Origin of the sequence: Kitasatospora sp. GP82 (genome assembly GCF_029892105.1) — a bacterium.
Taxonomy (GTDB): Bacteria; Actinomycetota; Actinomycetes; order Streptomycetales; family Streptomycetaceae; genus Kitasatospora.
Map to the genome: position 1 here is coordinate 21,936 of NZ_JARZAJ010000026.1, position 15,260 is coordinate 37,195.

The 15,260-nt window shown below is 75.1% G+C and carries 6 protein-coding genes; all 6 read right to left on the reverse strand.

What is annotated here, in order from left to right; translation table 11 throughout:
- Positions 1-85: 85 nt before the first annotated feature.
- The 6 genes from P3T39_RS24985 to P3T39_RS25010 all read right to left on the reverse strand — a co-directional run bounded on the left by P3T39_RS24985 (position 86) and on the right by P3T39_RS25010 (position 15,029).
- Complete coding sequence (locus P3T39_RS24985; protein ID WP_280701175.1) at positions 86-1,210, reverse strand: class I SAM-dependent methyltransferase; 1,125 nt, start codon at positions 1,208-1,210, stop codon at positions 86-88.
- Complete coding sequence (locus P3T39_RS24990) at positions 1,207-2,415, reverse strand: glycosyltransferase (RefSeq protein ID WP_280701176.1); 1,209 nt, start codon at positions 2,413-2,415, stop codon at positions 1,207-1,209. Before P3T39_RS24990 ends, P3T39_RS24985 begins: the two co-directional genes overlap by 4 nt.
- Positions 2,412-3,242 (reverse strand): alpha/beta hydrolase, encoded by an 831-nt coding sequence (locus P3T39_RS24995; RefSeq protein WP_280701177.1) that lies wholly within the window; start codon positions 3,240-3,242, stop codon positions 2,412-2,414. Before P3T39_RS24995 ends, P3T39_RS24990 begins: the two co-directional genes overlap by 4 nt.
- 2 nt (positions 3,243-3,244) lie before the next feature.
- Positions 3,245-3,499: a phosphopantetheine-binding protein gene (locus P3T39_RS25000; protein ID WP_280701237.1), complete on the reverse strand. Its 255-nt coding sequence runs from the start codon at positions 3,497-3,499 to the stop codon at positions 3,245-3,247.
- A 68-nt stretch (positions 3,500-3,567) separates the two neighbouring features.
- Positions 3,568-8,157 carry a type I polyketide synthase gene (locus P3T39_RS25005; protein ID WP_280701178.1) on the reverse strand — a complete coding sequence of 1,530 codons (4,590 nt, stop codon included), beginning with the start codon at positions 8,155-8,157 and terminating at the stop codon, positions 3,568-3,570.
- The gene (locus P3T39_RS25010; RefSeq protein ID WP_280701179.1) at positions 8,154-15,029 is read right to left on the reverse strand and encodes a type I polyketide synthase; all 6,876 of its coding nucleotides are present in this window, start codon (positions 15,027-15,029) and stop codon (positions 8,154-8,156) included. The genes P3T39_RS25005 and P3T39_RS25010 overlap by 4 nt, the downstream gene beginning before the upstream one ends.
- Between the last annotated feature and the right edge of the window lie 231 nt (positions 15,030-15,260).

The window sequence follows — 15,260 nt, forward strand, 5'->3', positions numbered from 1 at the left end:
GGCCGGACTCCGACCATCACGGTCGGACCTCTTCCATCTCCTCGGGCGCCAGAGCCGAGAAGTCGTCGGAAGCCTCCGGGGGCGATCACTTGGGGCATTCGGCGGAGCCCTGCGGGCCGTCGCGGCGCGCGAGCAGACGGTAGGCGTTGGACAGTCCGGCGCGGTCGGCGAAGCGGGCGACCAGGTGGTCGAGCAAGGTCGCGAGCAGCAGCGCCGGAGCGCCGGCCAGGAAGAGTGCGCCGCGCAGCGCACGCGGCAGTCGCCCCGGTGGCGCCCCCGGGAGCCAGGGGGCGTCCTCGCGCGGTGCGACCGCGTCCAGCAGCAGCCAGCAGCCGGCCAGCAGGTCCACCGGGTCGTGCGGCTCGCCGTGCTGCTCCAGCAGTACGGTGAAGCCGAGTTCGCCCAGTCGGTGGCGCAGGTTGGGCGCCGGCACCAGGTTCAGGTGCTGCGGCTGCAGCCAGGGCAGCCACCACCGGCCCAGCAGGCGGGCATAGCGGCATTGCGGATCGGGGACCTCGATCAGCAGGAGCCCGCCGGGGCGCAGCGCTTCCCGGGCGGCCGTCAGCTCCCTTGCCGGGTCGGCGCTGTGCTCCAGGCAGTGGAACATGCTCACCACGTCGTACTGCCCGGCCAGCCCGGGAGCCAGTTCGGGGAGCGAGCCGCGGAAGCCGCGGGCCAGTCGGCCGTGGCGCTCGGCCAGTTCCACGCCCTCGCTGAGGTCCAGTCCGTCGAAGGAGGTGAGCGGGAACACCTCGCGGGCGGTCTCGCAGAAGTGTCCGTGCCCCGTGCCGACATCCAGCCAGCTTCTCGGTGCTGCGTCGAACGGGAGCACCGAGCGGGCGCGGCTGCGGTAGGCCCCGGCACGGGTGCCGAACACGCTGCCGAGCCGCTGCTCGCCCAGACCGTCGTAGAAGTCGCGGTAGTAGAACTCCAGGCCCGGGCCGGTCAGTCGGGGGTTCTGGAAGACGTGCCCGCAGTCCTGGCACTCGTCCAGCACGAACCGTCCCGGCTTGTGCTGCAGCAGGTCGGTGGTGCGTAGCCGTACCCGCAGCCGGGTGGAGCCGCACCAGGGGCAGTCGGTGCGGCGCGGTTCGAAGAACCGGTCCGTCCCGTCGGCGAGTTCGGCCCGGTAGGCGGGGCGGAGGGCGGCCACCCGCCGGGCTCGGGCCGCCGCATTGCCGATGGTGGGGCCTGCGTCCCTGGTGGTCATCGGTGCTCCCTGTCCGTCGGCTGCGGGTCCGGGCCGAGCATGTGCTCAAGGTGGGTGGCGGCGGCGGCCGCGCCGCCCGCGGCCTGGAAGGAGGCGCCGATGCGCCGTGCCGCGGCCCGGTGGGCGGGATCGTCGAGGACCGCGTCCACGGCCCGGCCGAGCCTGGCCGCGCTGGTCCGGCCGAACCGCACCCGGACACCGGCGCCGGACGCCGCCACGTGGCCGGCCACCACCGGCTGGTCGTCGCGGATGGGGGCGACCACCAACGGCACGCCGTGCCACAGGGCTTCGCAGACGGTGTTGTGACCGGCGTGGCAGACCACGGCGGCGGTGCGCGCCAGCAGGTGCAGCTGTGGTACTGAGCGGAGCACCAGGATGTCGGGGTCGGGTGCGGGGGCGCCAAGCAGGCCGCCCGGGTCGACGATCACCGCCTGCAGCCGTGCGGCGCGGGCTCGCAGTGCATCCCGGCAGGCCGTCAGGAACTCCCTGCCTGCGTCGGTATTGGCCGTCCCCAGGGTGACCAGTACCGTCGCGCGGTTCGGGTCCAGCCACTCCCAGGGGAACGACGCGGTGGTGGGACGCGCCGTGATCGACGGACCGACGAAGCGGACCGGGCCTTGCGGTGCGGCGATGGGCCCGGTCAGTTCCGGGGTGGTGAAAGCGAGCGTCAGGTGCGGGGAGAAGCGCGGGTCGGCCGTCTCCGCCGGGTCTCCCAGGCGTCTGCGAAGACTGGCGAGGAGGCCGCAGATCCAGGCGTCCACCAGCGGCATGCCGTCCAGCGCGCCGGTGAACTCCGCCGAGGTCGTCGCCGACGTGACCCACGGCAGGCCCAGCCGCTCGGCGACCAGCGCGCCCGCGACCGCCTGCTGGTCCACCACGAGGACGTCGGGGGCGAACCGTGCCACCGCCGCCGCCACGCCGGAGGCCATCGCCTCGGCGAGCGGGACCAGGAAGTCCTCCCACAGAAACCTCAGCGCCGCCGGGCCGCGCAGTTCCGGCGGCCGCTCGACCGTGCCGCCCGGGGCCGCCCCGGCCGGCACGGCGCAGGGGAAGACCTCGGCGTCCGGGCCAGCCAGGAGGCCGACCAGCTCCGGCAGTCCCGCCCAGGCCGTCGGATGCCCACGGGCGGCCAGCTCGCCCGCCACGCCCACGGCCGGGTTCACATGCCCGACCAGCGGCGGGACGACGAAGAGGAACCGGGTCACCGGACGCTCCCCTCACGTCGCGCGGCCGGGCCGCGCAGCTCGGTGCCGTGCTCGCGCAGCCAGGACAGAGCGAGTTCGCGCACGGTGTCCGGGGCTTCGATCAGTACGGAGTGCTCCCGCCCGGGGACGAAGGTGCTCCGGCAGTCGGGCAGCAGCTCGTCCAGCCAGGCGGCCTGGTCGGCCAGGTCCGACTCACTGCCGTAGACGGCCAGGACCGGGCAGCGGATCGTGCGCAGCTCCGCCTCACTGGGGAGCCGGCTGGCCGGGATGTCCCGGGCCAGCGAGGTGGTGGCCAGCAGCCGGCCGGCCGAGCGGGCCAGCCGGGCGGTGTGCGCGCCGCGCTTCGCTGCGACCCAGGCCAGCGTGGACCGCTTGACCAGCTCGGTCTCGGCCTGCCGCAGGATGCCGTCCAGTTTGGCGGCCCAGGCCCCGGAGGCCGGTTCGGACTCGATGACCAGGATGCTCCTGACCTGCGCCGGGCGCCGGGCGGCGAGACCGAACGCCACGGTGCCACCGAAGGAGTTGCCCACCAGGTGGACGGGACCGGTCATCTCCAGCCGGTCCAGCAGGACCCCCGCGTCGTCGACGAACTGCTCCAGCCGGTAACCGGTCGGCGGCCGACCGCTGCGGCCGTGGCCGCGCTGGTCGTACATCAGGACCTCCACCCCGGAGGCGGCGAGGGCGGGGGCAAGGGTGAAGTAGAAGCTGGCGAGGCTGTCGGTGAGCAGCCCGTGCAGCAGTACGGCCGTGGCGGCGGCCGGGCCGCCGTCCTGCGGGCCGAGCCGCTGTACGTGGAAGGGGAGCCCGTCGAGTTCGAGGAGGGCCATGGTCAGCTCCGCCCGGCGGTCCGCAGCCGGTCCACGACATGGCCGACCAACCGCCCCACCGTCAGGCCGATGATCTCGTCGAGCTCCAGGCCGGCCAGGAACTCGGCGAAGTTCACCCGCTCGCCCCAGCGCTGCTGGAGCCGCCCGGCCAGGGTCACCAGATCAATGCTCTCCAGATCGAGGTCCTCGGTGAACCGGGACTCCATGGTGACCTCGGCCTCGTCGAGGCCGTACTCGTCGAGCACCGCGGCCAGCATGGCGGTGATCTCGGCGAGAACCTCCTGCTCGGTGGGCGGGTGCAGGTCCTCGGTCGGTGCGCTGCTGGTCACTTCTCCGGTGTCCCTTCGTGGTGTTCGGGGTCGTCCGTGCCGTCTGTCCAGGCCACGACGTAGTCGCGGCGCGGCAGGCCGGGCGGGTTTCCGAGCCGGGTGCACCGCACGCGGTGGGTGCGCGGTCCAGCAGATCCTCCGACCGAGACCAGCAGGGCGGACGGGTCGGCGGCGACCACCGCGAAGTCGCGCGGCCGGTACCGCAGTCCGGTGCCCTCGGCCTTGGCCGCCGCCTCCTTCGCGGCCCAGAACCGGGTGAACCAGAGCTCCTGGGAGCCGCCGTACGTCGCGTGGCAGGCCGCCAGCAGCTCCAGCTCGGCCGGCCCGAGCGCGACGCTCAGGGTCTGGGCCGGACGCTCCGTCACCTCCTCCAGGTCGATGCCCACTCCGGAGCCGCCGCCCGGGTGGGCCGGTCGGACGAGAGCCACCGCGGCCTCGGCCCGGTGCGCGAGCGAGACATTCAGGCCCGGTAGCGTCCGGCCGTGCAGCCCGGACACCCGCGGGCGCCCTGACGGGTCGTTGAACACCGCGATCTCGGCGGGGAAGACCGGGCCCTCGCCCTGCTCCCAGAGCCGGCGCCGCACCGCGTCCTTCACCGCGATCCGGCCCAGCAGCCACGCTCGCCGGCCGCGAGGCTGCTGCTGCTCGTACCGGGCCCGCTCGGCGGAGCCCAGGTGGTTCCGCATGATCAGGTCGCGGGAGGCGAGGTCCGGCCAGCGCTCGTGCAGCAGCATCCAGCCGCCGGGCTGCGGTGTGGAGAGGGTGTTGCGGTCGGCGAAGCGCTCGACGGGTCGAGTGTCGGGGTGACTGTCGAAGCGGCGGTCCCGCCAGCCGCGCACCTCCGCCCAGACGGCGCCGCCGGACAGCAGCTGTACGTCGGCTTCGAGAGCGAGGTCGGTGAGGTCGGTGATGCGGATGTGGCAGTGCAGCTCGGTGCCCGGCCGCGGTGGCGGCCCGTAGAAGGTGAGTCGGCGGATGCCGACCGGGAAGACGACGGTGCGCTCGGCGCGACTGGCCATGATCCAGTAGCCGAGCAGCTGGCCGACGTTGTCCAGGATCGCCCCGGGGGCGGGCGGTGCGGTGATCACGCCGCGAACGTGCGTCCGGCCGATCGCGGTCAGCTCGGTCAGACCCCGGAACGCAGGGCCGTGGAACATCCACCGCTCGTCGTAGAGTCCGGCGGCCGTCAGCTCCGGTCGGCGCTCGGCTGCCGGATCAACCGGCCACGGGCTGGGAGGCGTGACATGACTTGTCGTCAGTTCAACGGTGCCGCGTGCGTATCCGCCGAAATCGGCGGTCAGGCGGCCGGGCCCGGCGTCCTGGAGGGCGATCTCCACCTCCAGGGGAGTCGCAGCCGGGACCCATTGCCCGAAACGCAGGTCGTGCACGCCGGTGGCGACCAGACCGGGCCTGGCCCGCTCCGCGGCGTCTGTGAGGTGCTGCACGATCGTGGTGGCCGGGACGACGGGCCAGCGGTCGGTCAGATCGGGCCAGTCGGGGCGCTGCCGGAAGAAGCAGTGGTCGAGCAGGTACGGCATCGCGGTGGGGGAGATGTGCAGGCGGCTGGTGCGCGCGGGCGTGGCCGCGGGCGGGCCGACCGGTCGTAGTGGGGTCGGCGGGCGCGGCGGTGCGGTGCGCGCCCCGGCCTTCCGCCCCGCGTTGATCAGTTCGGCCGCCGTCCGCTCGGTGTCGCGCAGCAGCGCGTCGAGTCCGGCCGCCAGTGGGGAGCCGGCGGCGAGCGAGGACAGGTCCGACGTGCCACGGGCGACCGGATCGAGCGGTGCGGCACGCCGGTGACGGGGCGCCAGGTCGGCGCGGAGCGTGCCGAGGGCGGCCGGGGCCAGGGAGACGAGCGTACCGCCGAGGTCCAGCCGCACCGTCGGGTGCGGCCTCTCCCGCACCGCCTCACGGGCGGGCAGCAGGGCCGCCGCATCCGGTTCCGCGCCGTCCGCCCAGAGCGCGGCTGCGACCCGGCGGAGCTGCGAAAGCCCGTCACGGTTCGGGGAGTTGGCCGCGACCACCAGGTGTTCCCGGTCACCCAGGGTGTCGCCCACCAGCGAGCCCAGCTGCCCGGTGCCCATCTGCACGAAAGCCCGGAAGCCGGCCGCGTACAGGGCTTCGACCAGTGGCCGGAACCGCACCGGCTCCAGCAGGTGGCGGATGAACAGCGCGCGGACCCCGGCCTTGGTCGGCGGGAACGGCGAGGCAGTCGTCCCGGACCACACGGGCACGGTCGGTCGGTGGAGCTCGAAACGCTCGGCCGCCTGCCGGATCGGTCCGAGGTAGGGGCCCAGCATCGGCGTGTGGAAGCCGGACCGGAACGGCAGCACCTGGCCGAGCACGCCCTGCCTGCGGAACCAGCGGACCAGCTCCGTGACGGGCTGTTCGGGACCGCAGACGATCGACTGCTGCGGCGCGTTGTCGTGCGACAGCACGACCTCCGCCATGCCGTCGACCGTCGCCAGCGCCTTGAGCACCCGGTCGGCCGGGGCGCCGAGCGCGGCGAACGAGAGCCCGGGGACGTGCAGCGTGTCGGGGTCGAAGGACTCCAGGAAGGAGTCCACGGAGGCGCCGGAGTACAGGCCGCTGGTGATCATGGCGGTCCACTCGCCGACGCTGTGCCCGGCCACGCCGTCCGGTCGCACACCGATGCGGCGCAGGGCCGCATCCAGCAGTCGGCCGACGGCGACCACGCCGACGCCGTGCCGTCCGATGTCGCCCACCCGGGCGGCGGACCCCGAGGCGCCGTCGGCCGGGAGGGGACGGGGCAGGCCGAAGTGGTCGGCGACATCGTCCACCCGGGGGGTGAACTCGCCCTCCAGACCGGGGAAGAGGAACGCCACCCGGCCGGTACCGAGGAGCGGTTCGGGCACGAACCACACGTCGCCCCGCCCGCGCCAGGCTCGCTCCCCGGCCAACGCGCGGCGGGCCAGCGCCAGCCGTTTCCCGGTCGGATCGACGACCGCCACCCGGCAGCGCGGCGCGGGCCCGCCCCGCTCCGGCAGGCCGGCGGCCAGGACCGCGGAGTCGTCGGCGGTCAGCAGCTGCGCGAGCCGCTCGGGCCCGTCGGCGGCGAGCCTCAGCACCCGCTCGGGTTCGGCCACGGTCACGGCGGGCCGCCCGGCTTTCGGGCGGGCCCGGGCCGGGCCGGGGGCCTGTTCCAGCACCACATGGGCGTTGATGCCGCCGAAGCCGAAGGCGTTCACCCCGGCGCGGCGAGGCGTGCCGCCGGTGGTCTCCCACGGCTGCGCGGTGCCGATGGTGCGGAAGCGGGTGTCGGCCAGGGCGGGGTGCGGGTCGTCGCAGTGCAGGGTGGGGAGCAGCACCCCGTGGTGCACCGCCAGCGCTGCCTTGACCAGCCCGGCGATGCCGGCAGCCGGCATGGTGTGGCCGATCATCGACTTCACGGAGCCGAGCACGGCCCGCTCCGCCCTGACCGCCGCCGGGCCGAACACATCGGCCAGCGTGGCCAGTTCGGCCGCGTCCCCGGCCGGGGTCGCGGTGCCGTGGGCCTCCAGCAGGCCGAGTGCGCCGGGCGCCGCGGGGTCGAGCCCGGCCGCCCGCCAGGCTGCCCGCACCGCCCGGATCTGGCCGCCCGGGTCGGGGTTGGCCAGCCCCGCCGTCCGGCCGTCGCCGGCCACGCCGGTGCCGCGGATCACCGCGTACACCCGATCGCCGTCGCGCTCGGCATCGGCGAGCCGCTTGAGCACCACCACACCGGTGCCCTCGCCGATCAGGATGCCGTCGGCGCCCCGGTGGAACGGGCGGATCCGCTCGGTCGGGGAGAGCGCCCGCAGCTGCGCGAACACGCTCCACAGGGTGACGTCGTGGCAGTGGTGCACTCCGCCCGCCAGCACCGCGTCGCAGCGCCCGGTCGCCAGCTCGCCGACCGCCTGGTCCACCGCGACCAGCGAGGACGCGCAGGCGGCGTCCACCGTGTACGCCGGGCCCCGCAGATCGAGCCGGTTGGCCACCCGGGAGGCGGCGAGGTTGGGCACCAGCCCGATCGCCGACTCCGGCCGGTCCGGTCCCAGCCGGTCGACGAAAGCCTCGCGCACTCGATCGAGTTGACTCGCCGTCAGATCGGGCAGTAGCTCACCGAGGGTGCGCACCACCTGGTGCGCGCTGCGGACCCGCTGGTCGAGTCGGACCAGGCCCGGCGTCAGGTACCCGCCCCGGCCCAGCATCACCCCGACCCGGTCGCGATCGGGTAGCCGCTCGGGGCCGCCCGCGTCCGCGATGGCGGCGGCGGCGACCTGGAGCGCGATCAGCTGGTCGGGCTCGGTGCCGGACACCGAGCTCGGCATGATGCCGAACCGGGTCGGCTGCACCTCGGCCAGCGCGTCCACGAAGCCGCCGCGCCGGCAGTAGAGCCGGTCAGGGGCCGCAGGTCCGGCGGCCGCCCCCGGGTCGTAGTAGCCCGCGTCCCAGCGCCCCTCGGGGACGTCCGTGATCGCGTCGACCCCGCCGACCAGGTTCCGCCAGTAGGTCGCCAGGTCCGGGGCGCCGGGCAGCAGCACCGCCATGCCCACCACGGCCACCGGCGGCAGCTGATGATCCGTCTGCTTCGCCGCGGGCGGGGTCACCAGCCCGACGCCGTGTAGACCACGGACCGGGCCGACTCCTCGCCCCAGGCCAGCTCGCGCAGCAGCGCCAGGTTGCCCGCAGCCGGATCTATCAGTCTGACGCCCCGTCGGGCGTAGTCCTGCGCCAACTCCGGCGAGACCATGCCGCCGTGCTCGCCGGAGGGCGCCCACGGACCCCAGTGCACGGTCAGCGCCCGGCGCCCGGTGCGGCCCGACCAGCGGGTGCCCAGCTCCTCCAGGGCGTCGTTGGCCGCTGCGTAGTCGGCCTGGCCGCGGTTGCCCAGGGCGGCGGCGACGCTGCCGAAGAGCACCGTGAACCGCGGGCCGCCCGGCAGTTCGGCCAACGCGTCGAGCAGCACCCGGGCGCCGTCCGCCTTGGTGGCGAAGACCCGCCGGAAGGACTCCCGGTCCTTCTCCGCGAACACCCTGTCCTCGATCACGCCGGCGGCGTAGACCACGCCGTCCAGCCGCCCGTACGCGGCGTACACCTCCTTGACCGCCTGCCGCAGGGCCACCGGGTCGGCCGCGTCCACGGCCTGGTAGCGGGCCCGCGAGCCCAGCGCGGAGAGCTCGTCGAGCGTCGCCGCGACCTCGCGCCCGGCCAGCAACCGGGAGGCGGCGCGGTCGATTTCCAGCAGTGGCACGCCCTGGCGGGCCAGCGCGGCCCGCAGCGCGGACCGGTCGCGGGCAGCGGCCGTCACCGGATCCTCGGGGCCCTCCGGCGGCGTGGTGCGGCCCAGCAGCTCCAGCCGGCAGTGCGAGGCCGCCGCGAGCGTCGCCGCGAACCGCGCGGTGATCCCGCGCGCGCCGCCGACCAGCAGCACCACGGCGTCCCGGTCGAGGCCCAGGGCGGCGGCCTCCGCCACGCCGTCGCCGGCCGGCCCCGCCCCGGTACTGCCCAGCAGGCCGAGGTCGGACTCCACCAGCGCCATGCCCCGGCGCCCGGACGGACCGCGCAGCACCACCGGTTCGCGGTCCCCGGCCAGCAGCTCGCCGACCAGTGCGTCCGCCGCGTCGGCCGGATCCGCAGCGGCGTCGAACTCGACGAGCCGGACCGCTGCCTGCGGGTACTCGCGGGCCAAGGTGCGGAACAGCCCCCGCAGTCCGTCCGCCCGGCCACCGCCGGACGGCGACGCCGTGCGGGCGGCGAGCAGCCACCGGGGGGAGCAGGCCAGCGCGGCCTGCAGCGCGGGCACGCAGCCCGGCAGCACCGGCGCCCCGTGCTCGGCGAGCGGGTCCAGCAGCAGCACACCGTCCACCGGGCCGTCCGCCGCGGACAGTTGGTGCTCGGCGTCCAGAGCCAGCATCTGCGCACCGGACGAGGCGAGCCGCAGCGAGAGGGCCTCGGTGACTCCGCTGCCGTCCGTACCGAGCAGGGCGAAGCGTCTGCCGGCCAGCGACTGCGGCGCCCCGACGGGTTCTGCCAGCGGCACGGCCGCGAACCGCAGCCGCGTGGGCTCGTGGCCCGCGACCGTCGGCGCCTCGGGCTGCGGCGCCGTCGCCGCCGACGCTGGAGGCTCCGCCCGGGGCGGTCCCAGACGGGTGGTGAGCCAGTCGGTGATGGCTGCGGCGGTGCGGGCACGTGCGAGCTCTTCGAGCTCCTCGTCGCCGAGTGCGCCGATTGCGCCGAGGTCGGCCCCGGGGCCGGCGGCCAGGCGGCGGGCGAGTTGGCCGATGATTTCGGTGCGTTTGATGGAGTCGATGCTGAGGTCGGCTTCGAGGTCGAGGTGAGGCTCGATCATGTCCGCCGGGTAGCCGGTGCGTTCGCTGATCACCTCCACCACGGTGCGCAGCACGTCGGCCTCCCCGAGGGCCGGCGCCGCGCCGATGGTCGGCTGGGCCGGGGGCACGGCAGGCGCCTCGGGCAGCGCCGCCGTCGCCGTCTCAGGAAGCGGCGTATGCGGCGTATGCGGCGTATGCGGGGAGAGCGGGGAGAGCGGGGAGAGCGGCGGAAGCGAAGCTGCGGCCGGCTCGCCCGCAGCGCCGAAGTAGGTCAGCAGCACGTCCCGCTGAGCCGCGATCATCTCCCGGCTGCTGCTGAGGAAGTCCGCCACCAGTGCGTCCCCGCCGAACCGGCGGCCGTTCGCCTGATCGTCCTGTGGTGCCACCAGAGCCTCCGGTACGGGTCGAGCCGGTGCGAGCGCACCGGGCAGCAGTTCTCCGGCAGCGGTGCGTACCAGCTGCCCGTCCACCGTCCAACCGGGCCGGTGCGGTACCCGCGCCCGGCCCGCGTCCACCGCGTCACGGCCGCGCAGCAGCCGGCCGGTCCGCACCGGCACACCCGCGACGGCCAGTTCGGCCAGCGCGTCGAGGAAGCCGGGCAGTCCGCCGCGCCGCCCCTCGACCGGCACCGCCCGGTGCGGCCGCTCCCCGAGCACCGCCGACACCAGCCGGGTCAGCACCGACCCGGGACCGGCCTCGACGAACACCCGGGCGCCCGCCTCGTACATCGCCTCGACCTGTTCCACGAAGCGCACCGGAGCGCCGATCTGCGCTGCCAACTCGGCACGCACCGCGGCCGGATCGACCGGGTAGGCGGCAGCCGTCCGGTTCGACCAGACCGGGAACTCCGGTGCCCGCACCGTACGGCCGGCAAGTGCGGTGGCGAACCGCTCGCCCGCGCCCGCGACCAGCGGGCTGTGGAAGGCACAGGCGACCGGCAGCCGCTTCACCTCGTACCCGGCCTCGCGCAGCAGCTCCGTCGCCGCTGCCACCTCGGGGGTCGCGCCGGAGACCACCGTCTGCCGCGGTGCGTTGCGGTTCGCCGCCACCACGCGTCCCGCCAGCCCGGCGGCCACCAGCACCTGCTCGACCTGCTCGGCCCCGGCCGACACCGCCGCCATCGAGCCGGGGTCCGCCCCCTCGCCGACCGCGTCCAGGATCGCTCTCGCCCGCTCGGCGCTGAGCGCCGGCAGGTCTTCCGCCGCCAGCGCCCCGGCTGCGCAGAGCGCGACCAACTCGCCGTAGCTGTGGCCCGCGGCCAGCTGCGGACGCACCCCGGCCAGTGCCAGCAGCTCGTACGCCGCCAGACCGGTCATGCCCAGCACGGGCTGGGCCACCCCGGTGTCGGTGACCGCGGCGCGCTGCTTCTCCCGTGCCTCGGGACTGAAGGCCGTCGGCGGGTACAGCACGTCCGCGTACGCCCGGCCCAGCCGCAGATGCCGCTGCACCCCGGGGAACGCCGTGAACAACTCCGCGAACATGCCCGGGCGTTGGCTGCCCTGGCCGGGGAAGAGAAACGCGACCTCGCCGTCCGCCGCATGCCCTTCCTCGGCCAGGTGAAGACCGCCCACCGGATCGTGCTCCCCGGCCAGGGTCCGACGCAGCAGGGCGGCCAACTCGGCGACGCCCGAGGCCACCAGCGCGACCTGCACCGGCCCGTGTCCCGACTCCGCCCGAAGGGAGGCGGCCAGTGCCAGGTCACGCAGTCGCCACGGCGAGCCGTCCGCCTCCGCGAGGCGCAGCAGTTCCGCCACCCCGCGCAGCGCCCGCTCCCGGTCGGCTCCCCGGAAGGTGAACAGCTCGGCAGGCCACTGCTGCAACCCGTGCACCGGCGGCGAACCGTCGTAACCCCGGAGCACTGCGTGGAAGTTGGTGCCACCGAAGCCGAACGCGCTGACCCCGGCCACCCGCTGCGCCGGCGGCGCGGCCCACGGCCGGGCCTCGGTATGGAACGCGAACGGGCTGTTGCCGGCCTGCCAGGCCGGGTTCGGCTGCTTCAGGTGCAGGGTGGGCGGCTTGACCCCGGTGTGCAGTGCCAGCGACGCCTTGATCAGGCCGGCCAGCCCCGCCGCGCACTTGGTGTGCCCGATCTGCGACTTCACCGACCCCAGCGCGCAACTCCCCGGCGCCGCCCCCGCCTCCAGGAACACCTCGCTCAGCGTGGCCAGTTCGGTGCGGTCGCCGACCGCGGTCCCGGTGCCGTGCGCCTCCACCAGGCCCACCTCGGCCGGACCGACCCCGGCACCGCGGTACGCGCGCTCCAACGCCGCCCGCTGCCCCTCGGGCCGTGGCGCCGTCAGGCCCAGCGAACGGCCGTCGCTCGCGCTGCCGATGCCCTGGACCACCGCGTACACCCGGTCGCCGTCCCGCTCCGCGTCCGCCAGCCGCTTCAGTACCAGACAGCCCACGCCCTCGCCGAGCACGATCCCGTCCGCCGAGGCGTCGAACGGGCGGGACCGGCCGGTCGGCGAGAGCGCGTGCACCGAGGCGAACAGCAAATAGTCGTTGATGCCGTTGTGCAGGTCCGCGCCGCCGCACAGTGCCATGTCGCTGGTGCCCGCGACCAGTCCCGTGCAGGCCGCGTCCAGTGCCGCCAGCGAGGACGCGCAGGCCGCGTCCACCGTGAAGTTGGCGCCGCCCAGGTCGAGCCGGTTGGTGATCCGCCCGGAGACGACGTTGGCCAGCATCCCAGGGAAGGAGTCCTCGGTGAGCCTGGGCAGCTGCTCCGCGATCGCCTCCGGGACCGTGCCCAGGTAGGCCGGCAGCAACGCTCCCAGCACGCCCGCGTTCGACAGATCGCTGCCCGCCTCCGCGCCGAACACCACGCTGGTACGGGAGCGGTCGAAGGCCCGCCCGCCGTTCCCACCGCCGCCGTCGTACCCGGCGTCCGCCAGCGCCCGGCGTGCCGCCTCCAGCGCCAGCAGCTGCACCGGCTCGATGCTCCCCAGCGCGGACGGCGGGATGCCGTAGCTCAGCGGATCGAAGGGGATCCGGGGCAGGAAGCCGCCCCACCTGGACGGCGTGGTACCCGGCCCGCCGTCGGCCGAGTGGTACAGCGCCGGGTCCCACCGCTCGGGCGGCACCTCGGTCACCGCGTCCACCCCGGCCAGCACGTTCGCCCAGAACGCGGGCAGGTCGGGAGCCTGCGGGAACATGCCCGCCATGCCGATCACCGCGATCTCCAGCGGCGCCGGCGCAGGCTCCACCGCGTCGCCGGGGGCCAGGCCCAGACGCTCCGTCAGTTCTGCGGATCGGGCGGCCAGGAAACCGGCTGCGCCGGTGCTGACCGCGGCGTGCAGCTCAGCCAGCGTCGTGGTGGCCGAGCGCAGGACGGCGACCTGCCCGGCCATGAACATCCCCTGCGCCAACTGCCCCTGCTCGTCCACCGCGGTGAGCTCGCCCGCCACCCGGTCGACGCCCTTGCTGGCGATCCGCAGCCGACCGACGTTCAACCGCTCCAACCGCGCCCAGGCCTCCCGGTCCGGCACTCCCCGCGCCCGCAGCCGCTCCCGTAACTCCGCGAACTCCGCCGTGAACGGGCTCGGCACGCATCGCGTGGCGTGCCCGGGAGCCGTCTGAAGCAGCTCCGTCCCGCGCGCCGCCACCACCTGCCGCTGGAACTGCGGCTGCACGGCGCCGTACGTCACCGCTTCCTCGGTGAACAGGTACGCCGTGCCCATCAGCACGCCCGCCGCCACGCCTCGGTCCGCCAGCGGCGCGGCCATCGCCGCCACCATCGCCGCAGAACGCTCGTCGTGCACGCCCCCGGCGAACAGCACCTCCACCGGCTGCCGGTCCCGCGAGGCGTCCAGGAAGTCCTCCAGCACTGCCAACTGCGCCTCCCAGAGCGGGAAGCTGTGCTGCGGCCCGACATGGCCGCCGCACTCCGAGCCCTCGAAGACGAATCTGCGCGCCCCGTCGTCCAGGAACTGCTTCAGCAGGCCGGGGGAGGGAACGTGCAGGAAGGTGCGGACCCCTGCCTCCTCCAACATCCTTGCCTGCGAAGGCCGCCCGCCCGCGATCACGGCATGACTGGGCCGCGCGGCCAACACCTCCGCCAGCTGGGCGCTGCGCACCGCCTCCGGAGCGAAGCCCAGCACGCCGACGCCCCAGGGGAGTCCGTCGGCCTCGGCGCCGGTCTGCGCGAGCAGCTCGCGGGTCTGCTCCGGCCCGGCCAGCGCCAGCGCGACGAACGGCAGCGCGCCCGCCGCGGCCACGGCCGCCGCGAAGCCCGGCTGGTCGCTGACCCTGGTCATCGGCCCCTGCGCCACCGGCAGTCGGCTGCCCAGGGCCCGGCCCAGCGCCGCCCCGGGCCCGAGCAGCGCCGCCGCAGCGGCCGGCGCCCGCAGCACGTCCAGTGCTGCCTCCCGTACGGCTCGCACCGCCCGCCCGACCGTTCCCCAGCGTTCGGCGAACCTGGCCGCCAGGAAACCGTCCTGTCCGACCGCCAGCTCGGTAGCCGATCCGCCCGGGCCGCCACGCCGCAGTACTCGCCGCCCGTCGATGACGGCGGTTTCGGACCCGTCCATGCCGCGCACGGCCGCCGCGCCCTCCTCCGGTGCCGCGGACTCGGCCAGCAGCGCGAGCTGACTGTCCAGCACCACCCCGGCCGCCCCGCCGGCCACCGCCGCCGCAGCGGTGCGCGGCCCGATCCCGCCGCAGGCCCACACCGGCACCGCGATCCCGGGATCCGCCAGCAGCTGCTGCAGCAGCACGAACGTGCTCAACTCCCCGACCCGGCCGCCGCTTTCGCTGCCGCGTGCGATCAGCCCGTGAGCCCCGACGCGGACGGCGGCCAGTGCCTGCCCCAGGTCGGTCACCTCGATCAGCAGGCGGTACTCGGCGGCCAGCGCCGCGAGGTCCCAACCGGGGGTGTCCAGGGACAGCAGCAGGGTGTGCGGGCCGGCTCCGCCAAGGGAGTGCAACTCGTCGGGGGAGACCTGGCAGCCGGGGCCCACTCGGACGCCGAACCGGCCGGGGGCTCTCTCACGGAGTCCGGCGAGCTCCTCGCGCGAGCGGCGGTCGCCGCGCCCGAGGTCCAGCACGCCCAGTGCGCCCGCGCGGCACACGGCCTCGGCGAGCCGGGCGTCCGGTTCATGGAAGGGGGTGATCCCGACGACGATGTCGGCCAGCGGGGAAGTGGGCCTCATGGGCTCTCCGGTGTTGAGTCACGGCGCAGTCGGGGGCATGTGCGACTCCCGGAACAGGCGCTGCGGGGCTAGCCCTCGCTGGGGGGGCGAGGGTGCCATCGCCTTCCGCTGTCCGGTCCAACGCTGACGCTACTGAGCGGTAGTGCCTGCCAGGTTAAGCCGGTATTGCGCGCCCATGTCAATATGCGGGCGATGGCCGGTGTCCTTGTCGGTTGACCGGACATGACGGTC

Coding starts and splice junctions, on each gene's coding strand:
- P3T39_RS24985 (WP_280701175.1), bottom strand. CDS start 1,210: ATGACCACCAGGGACGCAGGCCCCACCATCGGCAATGCGGCGGCCCGA.
- P3T39_RS24995 (WP_280701177.1), bottom strand. CDS start 3,242: ATGGCCCTCCTCGAACTCGACGGGCTCCCCTTCCACGTACAGCGGCTC.
- P3T39_RS25000 (WP_280701237.1), bottom strand. CDS start 3,499: ATGCTGGCCGCGGTGCTCGACGAGTACGGCCTCGACGAGGCCGAGGTC.
- P3T39_RS25010 (WP_280701179.1), bottom strand. CDS start 15,029: ATGAGGCCCACTTCCCCGCTGGCCGACATCGTCGTCGGGATCACCCCC.